Source organism: Gordonia sp. CPCC 206044 (assembly GCF_048537895.1).
Lineage (GTDB): Bacteria > Actinomycetota > Actinomycetes > Mycobacteriales > Mycobacteriaceae > Gordonia.
Genome location: NZ_JBCLVL010000008.1, coordinates 232,458 through 250,283, shown reverse-complemented (window position 1 = coordinate 250,283; position 17,826 = coordinate 232,458). Strand labels below are relative to the sequence as shown.

General features: G+C 66.0%; 14 protein-coding genes. 7 read left to right on the top strand and 7 right to left on the bottom strand.

Annotation, left to right across the window (positions count from 1 at the left end; genetic code table 11):
* Positions 1 to 171: 171 nt before the first annotated feature.
* On the bottom strand, positions 172 to 1,611 hold the full coding sequence (locus tag AAFP35_RS15210; RefSeq protein WP_419222463.1) for a cytochrome P450: 1,440 nt from the start codon (positions 1,609 to 1,611) through the stop codon (positions 172 to 174).
* 253 nt (positions 1,612 to 1,864) lie between these two features.
* Between AAFP35_RS15210 and AAFP35_RS15205 the strand changes: the two genes are divergently transcribed.
* Both AAFP35_RS15205 and AAFP35_RS15200 read left to right on the top strand, forming a co-directional pair.
* The gene (locus tag AAFP35_RS15205; RefSeq protein WP_419222462.1) at positions 1,865 to 3,460 is read left to right on the top strand and encodes an alpha/beta hydrolase; all 1,596 of its coding nucleotides are present in this window, start codon (positions 1,865 to 1,867) and stop codon (positions 3,458 to 3,460) included.
* Between the two features lie 25 nt (positions 3,461 to 3,485).
* A complete protein-coding gene (locus tag AAFP35_RS15200) occupies positions 3,486 to 3,782 on the top strand; it encodes a hypothetical protein (protein ID WP_419222461.1) in 297 nt (98 codons plus the stop codon).
* Positions 3,783 to 3,811: 29 nt separating this feature from the next.
* On the opposite strand, the gene AAFP35_RS15195 is transcribed toward AAFP35_RS15200, so the two are convergent.
* The 4 genes from AAFP35_RS15195 to AAFP35_RS15180 all read right to left on the bottom strand — a co-directional run bounded on the left by AAFP35_RS15195 (position 3,812) and on the right by AAFP35_RS15180 (position 8,593).
* The gene (locus AAFP35_RS15195) at positions 3,812 to 6,229 is read right to left on the bottom strand and encodes an ATP-binding cassette domain-containing protein (protein ID WP_419222460.1); all 2,418 of its coding nucleotides are present in this window, start codon (positions 6,227 to 6,229) and stop codon (positions 3,812 to 3,814) included.
* Between the two features lie 157 nt (positions 6,230 to 6,386).
* The gene (locus AAFP35_RS15190; RefSeq protein ID WP_419222459.1) at positions 6,387 to 6,794 is read right to left on the bottom strand and encodes a VOC family protein; all 408 of its coding nucleotides are present in this window, start codon (positions 6,792 to 6,794) and stop codon (positions 6,387 to 6,389) included.
* A 10-nt stretch (positions 6,795 to 6,804) separates the two neighbouring features.
* Positions 6,805 to 7,248: a helix-turn-helix transcriptional regulator gene (locus AAFP35_RS15185; protein WP_419222458.1), complete on the bottom strand. Its 444-nt coding sequence runs from the start codon at positions 7,246 to 7,248 to the stop codon at positions 6,805 to 6,807.
* A 61-nt stretch (positions 7,249 to 7,309) separates the two neighbouring features.
* Entirely contained in the window at positions 7,310 to 8,593 is a 1,284-nt protein-coding gene (locus tag AAFP35_RS15180) for an alpha-amylase family glycosyl hydrolase (protein ID WP_419222457.1), read from the bottom strand.
* A 90-nt stretch (positions 8,594 to 8,683) separates the two neighbouring features.
* On the opposite strand from AAFP35_RS15180, the gene AAFP35_RS15175 reads away from it, so the two are divergent.
* Complete coding sequence (locus AAFP35_RS15175) at positions 8,684 to 8,857, top strand: hypothetical protein (RefSeq protein ID WP_419222456.1); 174 nt, start codon at positions 8,684 to 8,686, stop codon at positions 8,855 to 8,857.
* Positions 8,858 to 9,035: 178 nt separating this feature from the next.
* A complete protein-coding gene (locus tag AAFP35_RS15170) occupies positions 9,036 to 10,556 on the top strand; it encodes a catalase (protein WP_419222455.1) in 1,521 nt (506 codons plus the stop codon).
* Positions 10,557 to 10,570: 14 nt separating this feature from the next.
* On the opposite strand, the gene AAFP35_RS15165 is transcribed toward AAFP35_RS15170, so the two are convergent.
* Positions 10,571 to 11,386, bottom strand: coding sequence for a hypothetical protein (locus AAFP35_RS15165; protein ID WP_419222454.1), 816 nt, complete (start codon positions 11,384 to 11,386; stop codon positions 10,571 to 10,573).
* Between the two features lie 322 nt (positions 11,387 to 11,708).
* Between AAFP35_RS15165 and AAFP35_RS15160 the strand changes: the two genes are divergently transcribed.
* The 3 genes from AAFP35_RS15160 to AAFP35_RS15150 all read left to right on the top strand — a co-directional run bounded on the left by AAFP35_RS15160 (position 11,709) and on the right by AAFP35_RS15150 (position 17,421).
* On the top strand, positions 11,709 to 13,565 hold the full coding sequence (locus AAFP35_RS15160; RefSeq protein WP_419222510.1) for a peroxidase family protein: 1,857 nt from the start codon (positions 11,709 to 11,711) through the stop codon (positions 13,563 to 13,565).
* A complete protein-coding gene (locus AAFP35_RS15155; protein WP_419222453.1) occupies positions 13,562 to 14,701 on the top strand; it encodes a catalase family protein in 1,140 nt (379 codons plus the stop codon). Before AAFP35_RS15160 ends, AAFP35_RS15155 begins: the two co-directional genes overlap by 4 nt.
* A 119-nt stretch (positions 14,702 to 14,820) precedes the next feature.
* A complete protein-coding gene (locus AAFP35_RS15150; protein WP_419222452.1) occupies positions 14,821 to 17,421 on the top strand; it encodes a LuxR C-terminal-related transcriptional regulator in 2,601 nt (866 codons plus the stop codon).
* A 24-nt stretch (positions 17,422 to 17,445) separates the two neighbouring features.
* On the opposite strand, the gene AAFP35_RS15145 is transcribed toward AAFP35_RS15150, so the two are convergent.
* Positions 17,446 to 17,799 (bottom strand): nitroreductase/quinone reductase family protein, encoded by a 354-nt coding sequence (locus AAFP35_RS15145; RefSeq protein WP_419222451.1) that lies wholly within the window; start codon positions 17,797 to 17,799, stop codon positions 17,446 to 17,448.
* Between the last annotated feature and the right edge of the window lie 27 nt (positions 17,800 to 17,826).

Sequence of the window (17,826 nt, the reverse complement as noted above, 5' to 3'; positions counted from 1 at the left end):
CTCTCGAATCGATGCACGCCGTGCCAACGGACGTGCCGTCGCAGACGTGCGAATGTGCCATCAGTGCAGCATGAATCCCGGGGGCTCGGACGGGCCGAGCCCCCGGATCGGCGAGGTGTGCACGCAGGACACACAACCGTGCACGTACAGCCGGGTCCGCGCGTCAGGCGCTCACGTGGTCAACGGCACCGCACCGGTGACACGCGGACGCATGTCGATGGGTAGTCCGTCGGCAGGCTGCGGTCCGGTGCCGTAGGTCAGGTCGAGTTCGTAGTCGGCGGGCACCGACCACTCGAAGCGCTGCAACATCTGATGCATGATCGCCTTGACCTCCATGCCGCCGAAGTACATGCCGATGCACTTGTGCGCGCCGCCTCCGAACGGCGCCCACGCGAACCGGTGGACCTTGTCCTCGCGACGTTCCGGAGAGAAACGCCCCGGATCCCACACTTCCGGGTTGGGCCACCACTCCGGGCGGTGCATGGTGGCCCAGGGGTCGATCACCACCTCGGTGCCCTTGGGGATGTAGTACCCCATGATCTCTGTGTCCTTCACCGTCTTTCGGAACAGCAGACCGACCGGCGAGTTGTACCGCAGCGTCTCCTTGAAGGCCAGATCGAGACTCGGCAGCGCGTCGAGGTCGTCGTAGTCGAGTGTCTCCTTGCCGAGCGCCAGGGACTCCTCGCGCAGCCGGTCCTGCCAACCGGGATGGCGTCCGAGGAAGTGCGTCATCATCGACAGTGCGATCGTGCTCGTGTCGTGTGCCGCCATCATCGCGAAGATCATGTGGTTGACGATGTCCTCGTCGGTGAAGGTGTGCCCGTCCTCGCTCTCGCTGTGGCAGAGGACGCTGAACAGGTCGTCTCCGTCACCGGCACGCCGTGACGGGATCTCCGATCGGAAGTACTTCTGCAGGGTCTCGCGACCGCGCAGGCCGCGCGACCAAGTCCCGAACTTGATGTCCGCACGGATCAGGCCCTGTCCCCCACGTACGGCGGCCTCGAACGCCTTCTCGAGGCGATCGGCCTCGTCGCCGAGTGTCATCCCGACGAAGACCTCACTGGCGAGTTTGAGCAGCATGTCCTTGGTCTGGGTGTACATCGGGAAGCCCTGCCCGACTTCCCATTCGGACAGGGTGCGCGAGATGATCGGCGTCATCAGGTCGAGGTAGGCCAACAGCCGGGGCCGTGTGAACGCCTGTTGCAGGATGCGGCGGTGCTGCATGTGCTCCTCGAAATCGAGGAGCATGATCCCGCGGTGGAAGAACGGCCCGATGACGGGCTCCCATCCCCGCTCGCTCGAGAACGCCTTGTCCCGGTTCATCCACGCTGCCTCGAGCGCCTCGGGACCGATGAGGCTGACCACACGCATGCCCACCGTCCCGGACCACGAGATCGGTCCGAAACGCTCGTAGCGCTCCATCGCGATCGCCAGCGATCCGCGTTCGGCGAGACTCTCGAGGCCGTGACCGAACACCGGCAGTCCGAAATCCCCCATGACCGGCTTCAGGCCGGAACCCGCGGGTGGTTCCGCCAGTGGTTCGACGCGCGTCGGATATGCGCGGGACATACCCGCCAATACCGACTGAAAGGCTCGTGTCGCGGTTTGCATGTGCCACTCCCCAGCTTCTGGTCGTCGCTGACCCGAGGCAGGTACCCCCGAATCGTTGGAACGAAAGGTGAAACTTGTCTCAAGGTTGAGTGTACGACTCGTCGAGATGTCTGTAGAGGGAATTCCGGGGCGAATATCCGTGTCGTACGCGTCTCGAGGTCGCGGCACCGGCGGAACCGTTCGGGCGGCCGACACATCTAAACCAAGGCAGGCTGCCAAACCAACGCAGGCTGCGACGACAGGAGGTACGCCCGTGATCGTGTTTCCGCCACGGCCCGAGCCACCCGCGCCGATCGCCGACGTCGCCGACGAGGTGGAGATCCTGGTGCGTCTGCTGACCCGGGCGGCGCAACTGCTCGAGAACCCACCGGTGGTGGCCACCGACGCACCGTGGGCGGGTCACGGAGCACAGGGCCACATGGGTGTGGGCCGGGCCTTCGATCGTGAATCCGACAGTGTGCGTGGATGCTTGACACGCGGTGCCGTTTCGCTGGCCCGATACGGTGACGCGTTGTCCGCTCTGCAGTCGCTACACCGGGATCTGTCGAGTCGTCAAATCGCGCTGAATCGGGCGATCGACGATCTCGCGGCGCGCGCGGGCGCGGCGCACGCCGATGACACGAACGCACGCGTGGCGATGCTGACCGCACATGTCGCCGCGTACACGACCGACAACTCCGCGCTGCAGGAGTCGACCCGTGCGGCCGAAGACGGACTCGTCGACGAACTGTCGATGGCGGGTGTCATCGACAAGGGGATCGTCAGGGGCAACGGGATCGGCGGCGAGGCCGGCCGCAGGCTGAGCGGTGAGCTCCCCGATCTCCCTGCCCATGCCCGCGACGTCGTCAACCGGCGACGACTCGAGTCCGACATCGCACACGCACGCCGTGCGCTGGCCGAATCCGACGATCCCGGTCGTCGCCGTGACGCCGAACGGGTGCTGCGTAATGCACGGTCGGTGCTCGACGCACTCGCGCAGGCCGAGCACGCGGCGGCGGGCGCCGATGTCCTGCTCTATGGCTACGACGCCGACGCGAACGGCGGCGACGGCAGGTCGCTCATCGGTATCGGTGATCTGGACTCCGCTCGTCATGTCGCGTGGCACGTGCCGGGCATGTCCACCGACATCACCAAGGCGGGCCCCGGGGTGACCACGGCGGCAACACTGTTCGCGGCCGCGGGCGGAGCGCACGCCGACGTCGCGGTGATCAGCTGGATCGGATACGACGCACCGAGTGACTCCGACACCGGCGCCGTGCTCACCTCCGGGGCCGCTCGCGACGGCGGTGACCTGCTGGCCGCCGACATACGGCGATTCGTCGCCGACCGGGCGGGCATGGGCCGCGGGCAGGGCACCGGTGCAGCCGATCATCTCGACGTGCACCTGGTCGGGCACAGCTACGGCGCGACGACGGTCGGGTGGGCCGGCGACGACGGGCGGCTCGCAGGGCTCGTCGACACGGTGACCCTGATCGGTTCTCCGGGCGCTGGTGGAGTCACCCGGGCCGCGGAGTTCGGCATCGGCGCCGAGCACGTGTACGTCGGCTCGGCGTCCGATGACGTCGTCGCCCGTCTCGGTGGCGCCGGATCCCAGCGCTGGACGGGGCTCGGTGGCCTAGGCGTGGATCCGGCGACGACGTATTTCGGCGCGGAACGGTTCCGCGCCGAAGGCGGCCCGACCACCCGATTCGGTGGTTCACACAGCGGATACGTGACAACGGACACCGAATCGTTGGGCAACCTGGCGCGGATCATCAGCGGACACGGTGATCAGATCACCCACGAGAACCGCAAGAGCACCTGGGATGTGCTCGCGGGCACCGACCCGGCCCGCCGGCGCGACCGGTGATCCCTGACGGAAAGGACTGTGCCCCATGCACATCGATCCGGTCGCGATTGGACGGATCGTCGACGCGTGGCGGCAGGCCGCAACGGACCTGTCGGCGTCGAGCGCGTCGATGCTCGACGACGGACTCACGTGGCCACCACGGGTACGGGCTGCGATCTCCGACTACGTCGCGGCCCGACGGGCCGACCTGCACCGTCTCGCCGGCGATGCGGACGCCATCTACCGAACGACCCGGTTGGCCACCCTCCGATATCGCGAGGCCGACGGTACAACGCACATCGCAACCTCTCCCCTGCTCGATGACCCACGTTCTTCCCCCTGATCTCCGACCGTCCGCCGCGAACACGGGTTCTATCCCGCGATGTAGTCGGCGAGATGCTGTCCGGTCAGCGTCGAACGATCTGCCACCAGGTCATGAGGCGTGCCCTCGAAGACGATGGCGCCGCCGTCATGACCGGCCCCCGGACCGAGATCGATGATCCAGTCCGCATGTGCCATCACGGCCTGGTGGTGTTCGATCACGATCACCGACTTGCCCGCATCGACGAGACGATCGAGCAGTTCGAGGAGCTGGTCGACATCTGCCAGGTGCAGACCGGTGGTCGGCTCGTCGAGCACGTAGATGTCGCCCTTGTCCCCCATCTGTGACGCCAGCTTGAGGCGCTGGCGTTCGCCGCCGGACAAGGTGGTGAGAGGCTGGCCGATCGTCAGATAACCGAGGCCGACGTCGTTGAGTCGGACGAGAATCTTGTGTGCCGCAGGAAGTTTGGCGTCACCGTCGGCGAAGAACTGCTCGGCCTCGGCGACCGACATGCCGAGCACCTGGCTGATGTCGCGGCCACCGAACGTGTAGTCGAGCACCTCGGCCAGGAAGCGCTTGCCCTCGCACACCTCGCACGGGGTGGCCACGCCGGCCATCATCGCCAGATCGGAGTAGATGACGCCGGCGCCCTTGCAGTTGGGGCAGGCGCCCGCGGAGTTCGCGCTGAACAAGGCGGGCTTGACGCCGTTGGCCTTGGCGAACGCCTTGCGAATCGGTTCGAGCAGGCCGGTGTAGGTGGCCGGATTACTGCGCCGCGAGCCCTTGATCGCGGTCTGGTCGATCGACACCACGTCGTCGCGCCGGGCGACCGACCCGTCGATCAGCGAACTCTTGCCGGAGCCTGCGACACCGGTGACCACCACGAGGACACCCAGCGGGATGTCGACGTCGACGTCGCGCAGGTTGTGCGTCGATGCCGAGCGGATCTCCATCGCGCCGTTGCCCGAACGGACCTCGGACTTGAGCGCGGCGCGATCGTCGAGATGCTTGCCGGTGAGGGTGCCGCTGTTGCGTAACCCCTCGACGGTGCCCTCGAACACGATCTCCCCGCCCAGACTGCCGGCGCCCGGGCCCAGATCGACCACATGGTCGGCGATCTCGATCGCCTCGGGCTTGTGTTCCACCACGAGTACGGTGTTGCCCTTGTCCCGCAACTGGATCAGCAGGTCGTTCATTCGTGCTATGTCGTGCGGATGCAGTCCGATCGTGGGCTCGTCGAAGACGTAGGTGACGTCGGTGAGTGACGATCCCAGGTGCCGGATCAGCTTGGTGCGCTGGGCTTCACCGCCGGACAGAGTGCCCGCGGGCCGTTCCAGCGAGAGGTATCCGAGCCCGATGTCGACGAATGAATCCAAGGTCTCACCGAGCGTCGTCAGCAGTGGACCGACGGACGGCTCGTCGAGACCGTGCACCCAATCGGCCAGGTCGCTGATCTGCATCGCACACACGTCGGCGATGCTGAGCCCGCCGATCGTCGACGACCGTGCCTGGGCGGTCAGGCGGGTTCCGTCGCAATCGGGACAGGTCTGGAAGGTGATCGCGCGGTCGACGAATGCCCGGATGTGCGGCTGCATCGCCTCGCGATCCTTGGACAAGAACGATTTCTGGATCTGCGGGATCAGGCCAAGATAGGTGAGGTTGATCCCCTCGACCTTGATCTTGGTCGCCTCCTTGTACAGCAGGTCGTTGAGCTCGCGTTTGGTGTACTTGCGGATCGGCTTGTCCGGATCGAACCACCCGCAGCCTTTGAAGATCCGGCCGTACCAGCCCTCCATGCTGTATCCGGGAATGGTCAGTGCACCCTCGTTGAGCGACTTCGAGTCGTCATAGAGGGCGGTCAGGTCGAAATCCGACACCGAACCGCGCCCTTCACAACGCGGGCACATGCCGCCGGTGATGGAGAAACTCCGTCGCTCCTTGACCGTTCGCCCGGCCTTCTCGACGGTCACGGCGCCCGCTCCACTGATCGAGGCCACATTGAACGAGAACGCCTGGGGTGACCCGATGTGCGGGGTGCCCAGACGGCTGAACAGGATCCGCAGCATCGCGTTCGCGTCGGTGGCGGTACCCACCGTCGACCGCGGGTTGGCGCCCATACGTTCCTGGTCGACGATGATCGCGGTGGTGAGTCCTTCGAGGACGTCCACGTCGGGACGGGCCAACGTCGGCATGAACCCCTGGACGAACGCGCTGTAGGTCTCGTTGATCATGCGTTGCGACTCGGCGGCGATGGTCGCGAAGACCAACGAACTCTTGCCCGAGCCGGACACCCCGGTGAACACCGACAGCCGGCGTTTGGGGATCTCGAGGCTCACGTTCTTCAAGTTGTTCTCGCGCGCCCCGTGCACGCGGATCAGATCGTGGCTGTCGGCGACGTGCGGCTCAGGCGACGTCGACTTCTTCGTCGGTCTCTTCGCCGACGTCGGGGTTCGCGAGGCGGTACTCATGGGTTCTCCATCCATCGGCGCTGGTCAGTGGGTGGACAGGTGGTGTGTGGCCGGTGTCGCGTGGTGGCGGCAGCGGACTGAACGAGACGGGTTGGCTCGAGGAGATGAGTGGGTCGCCGGGGTGGAAACGGCCCAGCAGGTGTCCGCACATGCGCGCTCACACCTGGTCGATACGCAGCAGGTTGCCGGTCGGGTCCCGGAAAGCGCAGTCCCGGACCCCGTACGGTTGATCGGTGGGTTCCTGCAACACCTCGGCGCCGCCTGCCACCAGGCGATCGAAAAGGCCATCGAGGTCGTCGGTCGACAAGGTCAGGGCGCCGTAGCTGCCCTTCGCGATGAGCTCCAAGATGGTCCGACGTTCATCATCGGTGATCCCGGGTTCGGCCGCCGGCGGGTACAGGACGATCGACGTCTCGGGCTGATCGGGGGGACCGACGGTGAGCCACCGCATGCCCTCGTACCCGACGTCTTTGCGAACCTCGAATCCGAGGGTGTCCCGGTAGAACGCCAGTGCTGCCTCGGGATCGGTCTGTGGGAGGAATGCGTACTGAATCTTGATTGCCATGGCCACCACGCTAGTTCCGGCCGGTGCCCTGTGCTTCTCGATTCCTGATCGGTCTGGTGACCTGTTTCGCCAGACACGCGGGAATGCCGTCGGTGGAGACCGCCGCGCCGTTGCGGTAGGCGCTGGGAGATATCCCGACCAGTTCGGTGAACCGAGTGCTGAAGGTGCCCAACGACGAGCAACCGACTTCGAAGCAGACGTCGGTCACGCTCATGTCCCCGCGTCGCAGCAAGGTCATCGCCCGTTCGATGCGGCGCGTCATCAGATAGCTGTACGGCGACTCGCCGTAGGTCCGACGGAACTCCCGGCTCAGGTGCCCGGCCGACATGTGTGCACCACGCGCGAGCGCCTCCACGTTCAACGGTTGGGCGTACTCGCGATCGATACGGTCGCGCACGCGTCGCAATCGGGTGAGATCGCGGAGGCGTTGCTCGTCGTCTGTCGCTGAGGCCACGGAAGTGATCGTGCCATGTCGCGTGGGGGTTTCCCAGCGTGCGGCGCACGTGGGGCCGACGTCAGTGAGCGGCGACGACACCGACGAACCAGCCACCGGCATCCAGATGCAGCTGTCCGTCATGATGATTCGACCGATCCCCGTCGAGTTCGTCGACGTGGTGCAACTCGGTGGTGACCGCGTGGGGATTGGCGTTCACGGCGACGACCAGCGCCGGATCGATCTCGACACGGTAGACGAGCAGGCCCTGATCGACGGTCTGGCAGGTGACCGGGCTCTGATGCACGCCGGGATGCCGTCGACGCAGCCCGATGAGTCGTTGGTGGACTCGATACCTGTCCGGCAGTGCTTCGTCGGGGTGGTCGGGCAATGCCGTCCGGATTGCGTCGTCGCCACCGAACCGCTCTTCCTTCACGCCGGTCCAGCCGAGTTCGTCGCCGTAGTAGACCGCGGGCGTGCCACCGACGGTCGCCAGGATCACGGTGGTCAGGTCGATCATCTGCGTGTCGAGCCTGCTCGCCATCCGGGTGACGTCGTGGTTGCCCACGAACGTCCACGGCACGAAGGTGTCCAGCATGTCGTTGTGGCGTTGCAGTGACCACGCGAGCTCGTGCATGTTGACGTCGGTGACGGCACTCCAGATCGCCTTCCACAGTTCGTACTGGGTGACGGAGTTCAGCCCACCCTCGCGTACTGCCGCCGGGTAGTCACCGTGGATCATCTCGCCTACCACGTAGACATCCGGAAAGTCGGCGCGAACTCTGGGTATCACGCTGTGCCAGAAGTCATTCGGGACCGCGTAAGCGGCATCCAGGCGCCATGCGTCGATGCCGGTCTGCGCCCAGTGCGTCATGACCTCCACGACGAGATCGGCCACCTCGGGTCGCGAGTGGTCGAGTTCCACGAGGTCGGCGTGCCCCTCGAAGGCCGCCACACCGTCCGGCCCGTCACCGCGTCGCGCCCACCCGGAATGCCCCGTCCCACCCGGATCGGCAACGGCGCGATGATGTTTGGACACGTGGTTGAACACACCGTCGAGCATCACGCGGATGCCGCGCGACCGACACGCGTCGACCAACTGGGTGAAATCGTCGATCGTGCCCAGGCGCTCGTCGATTGCCAGGTGGTCGAGAGTGTCGTATCCATGTGTGGCCGAACGGAAGATCGGTCCCAGCGCGAGTCCGTTGGCGCCGAGATCGATCACATGGTCGAGCCAGTCGATCAACGCCGACAACGGTCGGTGGCAGGTGCGATCCACCCCGGTCGTGTCGGCCCCGAGTGCTCCGAGCGGATAGACATGCCACCAGATCGACGTCGCAACCCAGTCGGGCTCTGGCACTCGCATGGGTGCACCCTACTGATCTCGACGGTGGCATGCGAGCACCCTGGCGCTGGCACCGGTTTGCCGGTCTGCTGTTCGGGTAAACCTCGTTCCATGCAGACACGATTCGGCTACGCACCGATGACCGGGCAGACCGGATTCGACGGTGTCCTCATCGAGCACTGGAATCACAGGAGTCACACCAGCACGATCGGTGAATCTGCGTGCGCCAGGGCGCGGGTGCCGATGTGCTGGACCGCGCGTGGCGCCGACGTGATGGCCATCTGACGTGGTGGCGGTGTGTGAGAATCACTGTGCTGCATAGATTGTCGATCCAGTTCGAGGTGGCCGAAACCCGCAACGTGCAACGAGTGCTCGACCACCGGCGTAAGATGCTGTGAGGACCTGAAACAGTCCGGGTACGCACAGTCAGCCCTGTACCGGATCAACCCTTTTCGGAGGCGATATGTCCGACAACAATCCTTTGTATACGACCCGAGATTCGGGAGCGCCCGCCGGGAGTGATGAACATTCGCTCACGGTCGGGGCAGGTGGGCCGATCGTCCTGCACGATCATTATCTGATCGAGCAGATGGCGCAGTTCAATCGCGAGCGTATCCCCGAACGCCAACCACATGCCAAGGGCAGCGGGGCCTTCGGTACGTTCGAGACCACGCAGGACGTCTCTGCCTACACGTGTGCCGGACTGTTCCAACCGGGCGTGAAGACCGACATGATGGCCAGATTCTCGACCGTGGCCGGCGAGCGCGGTAGCCCCGACACCTGGCGCGATCCAAGGGGTTTCGCCTTGAAGTTCTATACGACCGAGGGCATCTACGACATGGTCGGCAACAACACCCCGGTCTTTTTCATCAAGGATCCGATGAAGTTCCAGCATTTCATCCGATCGCAGAAGAGGCGCGCCGACAACAACCTGCGTGATCACGACATGCAGTGGGACTTCTGGACCCTGTCCCCGGAGAGTGCGCATCAGGTCACGTGGTTGATGGGCGACCGCGGGATCCCGAAGACCTGGCGACACATGAACGGCTACAGCTCACACACCTATCTGTGGGTCAACGCCGAAGGCGTCAAACACTGGGTCAAGTACCACTTCATCACCGATCAGGGAGTCGAGTGCTTCACCCAGGACGAGGCCGATCAGATGGCCTCGGCGGATACCGATTTCCACACCCGCGACCTTTTCGAGTCGATCGCCGCAGGTGATCACCCGAGTTGGACGCTGAAGGTCCAACTCATGCCGTACGAGGATGCCACGGCGTACCGGTTCAATCCGTTCGACCTGACGAAGGTGTGGCCACACGGCGACTACCCGCTGCACGAGGTCGGGAAGATGACCTTGCACACCAATCCGACCGACAATCACGCCCAGATCGAGCAGGCGGCGTTCGAGCCGAACAACGTCGTCCCCGGCATCGGATTCAGCCCGGATCGCATGTTGCTCGGCCGGGTCTTCTCCTACGCCGACGCGCATCGCGCACGGTTGGGCGGCAATTACAAGCAGATCCCGGTCAACGCCCCGCGCAACGACGTCCACAGCTATTCGAAGGACGGCGCGATGCGGATCGATCTGGCGAGTGATCCCGTGTACGCGCCGAACTCGAAGGGCGGGCCTGCGGCGGTCTATCCCGGACAGGCCGAGCCCCAGTGGGCGGCCGACGGTGACATCGTCCGCAGCGCCTACGTGGATCATCCCGAGGACGACGACTGGGGCCAACCGGGCACCATGGTGCGGGAGGTCTTCGACGACGCCGCGCGAGAACGCCTCGTGGACAACGTCGTCGGCCATCTGCTCAACGGCGTGTCCGAGCCGGTCCTGGAGCGTGCCTTCGAATACTGGGCGCGCGTCGACGAGAACATCGGTGCGCGGATCAAGGCCGGTGTGCAGGCGCAGAAGGACGAGTCGGATCCCAAGGCAGCCGACCAGGGCAATCCGGCGCGCACGTCCATGCAGCACAAGGTCTGATCCTGGGACCCGCCTCAGGCGAGCAGACAGGACAACGCGGTCAGGACACGCTGGGTCTTCATGTCCGTCGGTGACGGTGTGAGACCGCGCGTCCTGACCGCGTTCTCCAACGCGACCTGGGCCGCATCTGCCCGTGCTTCGAGATCGTCCGCCGACTCCCCGGGCTCGGCGTGCACCACGGTGGAGATCTCCAGCATGTCGACGTCGGCGACCGACCAGCGTTCGACAGCGACCTCGGCCCCGTCGAGGAGCACATCCGACCAACGCCAGGAGTCGATCGGTCCCAGCGGTACGAGATGGTCGATCGGCACACCGGCCGGGGTGCAGGTCACCAGGAACTGTCGTTGTCCGGAATCGAGGACGTGAGCGGGATCGGCTCCGGCGCTCATCGCCTCGGCCAGCGATCCGGGCTCCCGACGACTGATCGCCGACGCCGCGGTGGCTCGGTGCGAGCCACACCAGTCGCCCTCGAGTCGGTATGAGAAATCACCGTCGGTGAACGGTTCCGACCATCGCGCCGGGAGCTGCCGCGGACTGCAGGGCCGTAACCGCACGGTCAGGTCGTCGTGATGCTCTCCGCTGCGCATTCGGATGATGAGATGACTGTCGAGCAGCGGTAGCGCACAGCTCCCGGGAGTGCTGCGTGCTTCGGCGAACCAGATCTTTCGGCGTTCCGCCGGTGGCGACGTCATGCCGAGACGATCGAGTGCATACGGCACCTCGCCGTCGAGGTTGACCTTGATCTCGATCGGTGGGATCACCACGCTACCGCCCTTCTTCGGGTGCCATGACGACGCGCGGACGATCCGAACCACGTCGGTACGGCCCATCGTCGTCGGGAAGGTCGACGGGCGCGCGAGTACGCCACTACCTCACTTTTCGAGGCGCCCAGACCTTGCTTCGACGGCATCGTCGCCCGGCGTCACGGCGTATGTCCGGACATGGTGGATTCGCTGTGGTCAATGGGATCGGCGGCGTGAACGGCGGACACGCGCGGATGACCGCTCCGGAACGAGTAGTCGACTACTCATGTGGCTTGACCCCCACACGTCCATACTTGGCGGTACAGCGAGATCACCAGGGCGAATCCACGAGAATCCAGCGTCGGGAGGCGCTGGTGCGGAGGTGGCGATGTTCGGACGGGCACGTGTGATGTCCCTGCTCGGGGGCCTGTGGTCGGGAGGATCCGACGAAACCGATCGTCGGCCGATACTGACGCGCACGCTGGCGGGTACCGCAGAGAGGATCGACGGGATACTCGGCTGGTCCAACCTGCCCCTCCCCTTGGGTGTGGCCATCTTGGTCGGCCTGCGCAGCCAATTGCGCGCCAAGAACCTCTTCGACACCGGTTCGCACCCCGCCGGTCCGCTCCCGGCAGGCACGATCGAGGAGTATCGGGCGCGCACGGTGCCCGGCACCTACAACGACGTCGCCGTCCCCCGCATCGGGTCCACCGGCAGCCGATTCGGACGCAACATCCCGCTCGATCGCGGCTTCCCGGAGACCGAGGAGACGATCCTCGAACCGAATCCGCGTCTGGTCAGCCTGACGTTGCTGGACCGCCGCGAGTTTCGGCCTGCCGAGAGTCTGAACCTGCTCGCGGCGGCCTGGATTCAGTTCGAGGTGCACGACTGGTTCAATCACCGTGTTCCCCCGAACGAGCCCGACCGGTACGCGTCCTGGGAGATTCCCCGCCCGCCTGGCGATCCGTTCGGGACCGCACCGATCACCTTTCCCCGCAACGAGCCGATCGCCGGCGCCGAACCCCACCATCCGCCGACACACACGACCACCGCCACGTTCTGGTGGGACGGGTCGCAGATCTACGGCGACGACCCGGCCTATGCCGAGGCAATCCGATTGCCCGACGGGCAGATCGATCTCGACGAGGTCGGACTACCCCCCGTGGAGACCGACGACCTTCTCGACAAGGAGGGCCCCGCCGCCAACTTCTGGGTGGGACTCGCACTGATCCACTCCCTGTTCCTGCGCGAACACAACGCCATCTGTCGTCGTCTCATCACCGCCTATCCGCACATGTCCGGCCAGGAGGTCTACGACACGGCGCGACTCGTCAACTGCGCACTGATGGCCAAGATCCACACGGTCGACTGGACCCCGGCGATCATCGCGCATCCGACGACGGCCTTCTCGTTGCGGGGCAACTGGTTCGGGCTGCTCGGAGAGAAGTTCGCCAACCGCTGGGGGCACGTCGTCGACAACGAGCTGATCAGCGGCATCCCCGGGAGCAGGACACAGTCCCACGGGGTTCCGTTCTCGCTCACCGAAGAGTTCGTGGCGATCTACCGCATGCATCCCCTGATGCCCGACGACATCGCCGTCCGAGACCTGGCCACCGATGAGGTGAAGGTGCGGCACCCCATTGCCGACGTCATGGTCGGCGATGTGCGCAAGCGTCTCGGTGAGGCGTCGATGGCCGATCTGCTCTACTCGTTCGGGCGCGCCCATCCCGGCAGCCTGAGCCTGCACAATTTTCCGGGTGCACTGCAGAATCTGGCCCGGCCCATAGGTGACCCGATCGATCTCGCCACCATCGACATCATGCGTGTCCGCGAGCGAGGGGTGCCGCGCTACAACGAGTTCCGTGAATTGCTGCGTCTGGCACCCGCGTCCGATTTCCTCGAGTTGACCGGTGGTGACGTCACGGCAGCGGCCGAGCTCGAAGGTGTCTACGGCCATGTCGACGATGTCGATCTGATGATCGGGCTGTACGCGGAGCCGAAGCCGGACGGATTCGGGTTCAGCGACACCGCCTTTCGGCTGTTCATCCTGATGGCGTCGCGGCGACTGTCGTGCGATCGGTTCTTCACCGACGGCCTGGGACCGGGCAACTACACGGAAGTCGGTATGACCTGGCTGCGCACGAACTCGATGCGGACGCTGCTGCTGCGCCACTTCCCCACCCTGGCACCCGCCCTGGCCGGTGTCGCCAATCCCTTTGCCCCCTGGCATGTCCCGAACCGCGACGGAGAGGATGCACCGCGATGACCGACACCGACCCGGTCACGACATCGACCGATCCGAACCGGACCTACGTCGAGTACCACGACGATATCGAGACGCCGGAACCTCGCGAGGCCGAGGACATCGAGACGATGGTGCGCGTGCTCCGACTCAACAACGAGCGCGCCTACCGCAAGTACAAGCACGGCATCCGCGACGCACATGCCAAGGGGCACGGACTGTTGCGAGGTGAACTCGAGGTGGCGGCCGATCTGCCGCCCGAGTTCGCCCAGGGGATGTTCGCCGAGTCGAAGACGTACCCGATCGTGGCCCGCTATTCGAGTACGTCGGGGGCCATCCGCAATGACGGTGTCCGGGGCGTGCGCGGGCTCGGCGTGAAGGTGATCGGTGTCGACGGCGACCGCCTCCAGGACGACGATGCGACCACCCAGGACTTCATCATGGTCACGCATCGAGAGTTCCTGTTCAAGGGCGCTCGGGACTACGCCACGAAGGGCATGGTGTTCGCGTTTTGGCTCGCCCGCCTGCCCGATCCCCTTCTCAAAGTGGGCAGCAAGCTCCTGGCGGCGCTCGACCAGGAGGTCCTGGCACGTCTCCCGGGACGCTGCTCGCTTCCCGAATCGCTGATGGTGTTCGTCAAACCCAACACGCACATCCTCGGCGACTGGTTCCACACGTCGGCGCCACTGCGCTACGGCCGCCACGTCGCCAAGATGCAGATCGTGCCCAGCTCACCGGAGGTGAAAGCGCTGAGCGGACATCTGATCGGCGACGACCCCGGGGTCAACGCGCTGCGCGACTCGATCGTGGATTTCTACGCACTGCACAGTGCCGAGTACGCACTGCAGGTCCAGCTGTGCACCGACCTCGCGACCATGCCGATCGAGGACGCGACCGCGGAATGGAAGGAGAGCGAGTCGCCGTACGTCACGGTGGCGACCATCCGATTCCCGAGCCAGGATCCCGCCACGCCGGAGCGGGTCGCGTTCGCCGACGACGTGCTCTCGTTCAACTCGTGGCGCGGGCTGCAAGCGCATCGACCACTCGGCTCGATCAACCGCCTCAAGCGTCGCGTGTACGACGCGTCGAGCGACTTCCGGCACCAGGCGAACAACGCACCCCGGATCGAACCCTCTGATGTCGGCGAATTGCCTCGATGAGCACGGTCACCTGGGCGGACGACAACGGCGGAGGCGCGCCCGACGCCAGCGTGCCCGGGGCCGTTCACCTCGGCGAATCCGGTGCCGTGACACACCTGGGAGCTCTATACTCTGGCCCCATGGGTGGCCGTTGGCAGCTGCTCGGCCGGCCCACCGAGCATGAGGCGATCCGTTCTGCGCTGACCAGCACAGACGGCAGTGGCGTCGTGCTCGTCGGCACCGCCGGGGTCGGCAAGACCACCCTGGCCCGCAACGTCACCGCCGAGTTCGCCGGCCCCGTGCACTGGGCTGCGTGTACCCAGTCGTCACGCGCGATCCCGTTGGGCGCCTTTGCTCCCTGGGTGGAACGGACCGCATCGCGTGACCCGATCGCGGCCTTGACGTCGGCGCGTCAAACCCTGCTGGCCGAGCCTGACACCGTCCTGGGTGTCGACGACGCCCATCTCCTGGATCCGTTGTCGGCGACGCTGTTACATCAGATCGCGGTGGAACGGTCGGCGCGTGTGATCACCACCGTCCGCAGCGGTGAACCCGTCCCGGACGCCATCACCTCGCTCTGGAAGGACGGGTACCTCACCCGAATCGAATTGGAGCCGTTCGACAAAGACGAATGCACCGCCCTCGTGGAGATGGTGCTCGGTGGCACGCTCGAGGGCCTCAGCGCCGATGTGATGTGGGAGTCGTCGGGCGGCAACCCGCTGTTCCTGCGGAACATGGTCGAGGGTGCCGTCGATGCGGGCACGTTGTCGGAGGTCAACGGCGTCTGGCAGCTACGCGGGCCCACCGCGGTGCCGTCGGGTCTCGTCGCGTTGCTCGACGATCGGATGGATCGGGCCGGTGACGGCGTCGTCGACGCGCTCAAATTGCTGGCGCTCTACGAGCCGCTCGACATCGACACCCTGATCGGCCTGGCAGGCGACGAGGCGGTCGACGCCGCGGAGGTCCGCGGTCTCATCCGGGTGACCCGGGACGGGTCGGTGGTCAATGCGCGCTTCAGCCATCCGCTCTACGGCGACGTGATGCGCCGGCGGATCGGAACCGCGGCAGGACGCACTCTCCGGTCACGGATCGTCGCAGTGCTGCGTGATCACTCCGTCGAGACCGCGGCCGATCGGATCCGACTCGCCAAACTGTGTGTCGACGGCGACCAGGAGCTCGACGTCAAGTTGCTGGTGTCCGCGGCCAAGGATGCCGTCGCGTTGACGAATCTCCCACTGGGCGAACGCCTGGCACGTGCCGCATACGAGCGTGGCGGCGGATTGCCTGCGGCCGAACTCCTCTCGCGAGCCCTGATGTGGCAGGGCCGCATCGCCGAGGCCACCGATGCCCTGGCGCCCTTCGACCCCGACACACTCGACGAACTGCAACTCGCACAGTGGGGTCTGCCCCGGATGAGCTTGCTGTTCTGGTCGATGGGTGATGTCGAGCAGTCCCATCGCATCCTGGATCTCCTGCGGGCCAGGGTCACCCACCCGGCAGTTCGCCTCGTGGTGGATGCCGCCGCGAGCGCGATGTCGGTGCACGAGAACCGGATCGACGAGGGCATCGCGGAAGCCGAGCGCGTCCTCGCCGATCCGAACGCACCCTCGCAGGCCGTCGATTTCGCCGCGTTCGGCGCTGGTCTGGCGATGCCGGTGGCCGGCCGTGGCCGCGATTTCGGACTGATCGCCGACCGTTGTCGTCCCGAACACAAGGCGACCGACGGCATGATCAAGGCGATGGTCCGCTACGGCGACGTGCTGGCGCTGGTCACCACCGGCGAACTCGACCTTGCCCAGCGTCGGGCCGACGAGTACGCGGAATTCTCGTCGGCAGGTCAATTCGTCGGGTGGGCGATCGCGAAGATCATGGGGGGTGTCGTCGCCACCTATCGTGGCGCATTCCGTGAGGCCGTGGACAGTCTCGAACAGGCCCTCGCGGCACTCAACGCCGACAACTCGCTGCCGTGGATGCTTCCGGCCCGGCTGGTACTCGTCCGCGCCTATGCGGCCCTGGGCGACATCGCCAACGCCGAACGTGTGCTGTCGGACGCCGAGGAGCACGTGGGCCCGCACGAGGCCATCCACGACCCGCAGCGCATGGTGTCGCGGGCGTGGGTGTCTGCCGCCACCGGCAGTGGAAAGAACACACTCGACCTCACTCACCAGGCGGCCGATCTCGCCCACGACTCGGGCCAGTATGCCGTGGAGGCCGACGCGCTGCACCTCGCCGCCCGCCTCGGTGACCGGGCCGTCGCCGCGCGTCTCGGTGAGATCGCACAACGCCTGCAAGGCCGTGCGGGCGCCCTGTATGCCCGTCACGCCATCGGTGTCGCGGACGGCGACGCGATCGCTCTGGACAAGGTCAGCCAGGAGTTCGAGGAAGCAGGGATGCTGTTGTCGGCGGCGGACACGGCCGCGCAGGCGGCCGCCCTGCACGAACGGGCCGGACGACGGCGCGAGAACGCCGAGTCGAGCGCGCGTGCATTGCGGCTCTCCGCGCGATGCGACGGGGCGACCACCGCGGCGATCCGGGAAACCGCCCGGCCGCTCCCGGTGACGGCCCGCGAACGGGAGATCACGGCACTGGTCGCACAGGGCCTCACCAACCGGGAGATCGCCGAGCGGTTGACCGTGTCGGTGCGTACCGTCGAGGGCCACATCTATCGGGCATGCATCAAACTCGACGTCGACGACCGAGAGGCTCTCGCCCGCATCGTCTGGCAGGGCGAGAGCCGCTGAGCAACCGCGTCGTCGACGTGTCGCCTACGCGTCCAAGGTGATCCGCACCGACACCTCGCCGCGCTCGTTGCGGTTGCTGACCGCATGCCCGGTCCGGGTGCCACCGTCGAGATCGACGGAGATCGGTGCACCGTCGCCGGAGAAGTTGCGCCACCACGTCTTACGATCGGGCATCGCGACACCGACGATCACCTCGTCGCCCTTGCGGCGGTATCCGACCGGGAGTTCGAACTGCTTGCCGGACTTTCGTCCGGTGTAATGCAGCACCGTCATCGACCCGCTCAGTGCCGAGCCGATACCCGGCAGGCGGAGCAGTGGGGTCACGCCCTTGTTGAAGATCGCGGCGGTCTTCTGGAATCCGTTCATTGGCAACCTCATGGGTGATGCGTGGTGCATGGAAGGTGA

Coding starts and splice junctions, on each gene's coding strand:
- AAFP35_RS15145 (WP_419222451.1), bottom strand. CDS start 17,799: ATGAGGTTGCCAATGAACGGATTCCAGAAGACCGCCGCGATCTTCAAC.
- AAFP35_RS15180 (WP_419222457.1), bottom strand. CDS start 8,593: ATGCGAGTGCCAGAGCCCGACTGGGTTGCGACGTCGATCTGGTGGCAT.
- AAFP35_RS15190 (WP_419222459.1), bottom strand. CDS start 6,794: ATGGCAATCAAGATTCAGTACGCATTCCTCCCACAGACCGATCCCGAG.
- AAFP35_RS15170 (WP_419222455.1), top strand. CDS start 9,036: ATGTCCGACAACAATCCTTTGTATACGACCCGAGATTCGGGAGCGCCC.
- AAFP35_RS15200 (WP_419222461.1), top strand. CDS start 3,486: ATGCACATCGATCCGGTCGCGATTGGACGGATCGTCGACGCGTGGCGG.
- AAFP35_RS15165 (WP_419222454.1), bottom strand. CDS start 11,386: ATGGGCCGTACCGACGTGGTTCGGATCGTCCGCGCGTCGTCATGGCAC.
- AAFP35_RS15210 (WP_419222463.1), bottom strand. CDS start 1,611: ATGCAAACCGCGACACGAGCCTTTCAGTCGGTATTGGCGGGTATGTCC.
- AAFP35_RS15150 (WP_419222452.1), top strand. CDS start 14,821: ATGGGTGGCCGTTGGCAGCTGCTCGGCCGGCCCACCGAGCATGAGGCG.
- AAFP35_RS15175 (WP_419222456.1), top strand. CDS start 8,684: ATGCAGACACGATTCGGCTACGCACCGATGACCGGGCAGACCGGATTC.
- AAFP35_RS15160 (WP_419222510.1), top strand. CDS start 11,709: ATGTCCCTGCTCGGGGGCCTGTGGTCGGGAGGATCCGACGAAACCGAT.
- AAFP35_RS15195 (WP_419222460.1), bottom strand. CDS start 6,229: ATGAGTACCGCCTCGCGAACCCCGACGTCGGCGAAGAGACCGACGAAG.
- AAFP35_RS15155 (WP_419222453.1), top strand. CDS start 13,562: ATGACCGACACCGACCCGGTCACGACATCGACCGATCCGAACCGGACC.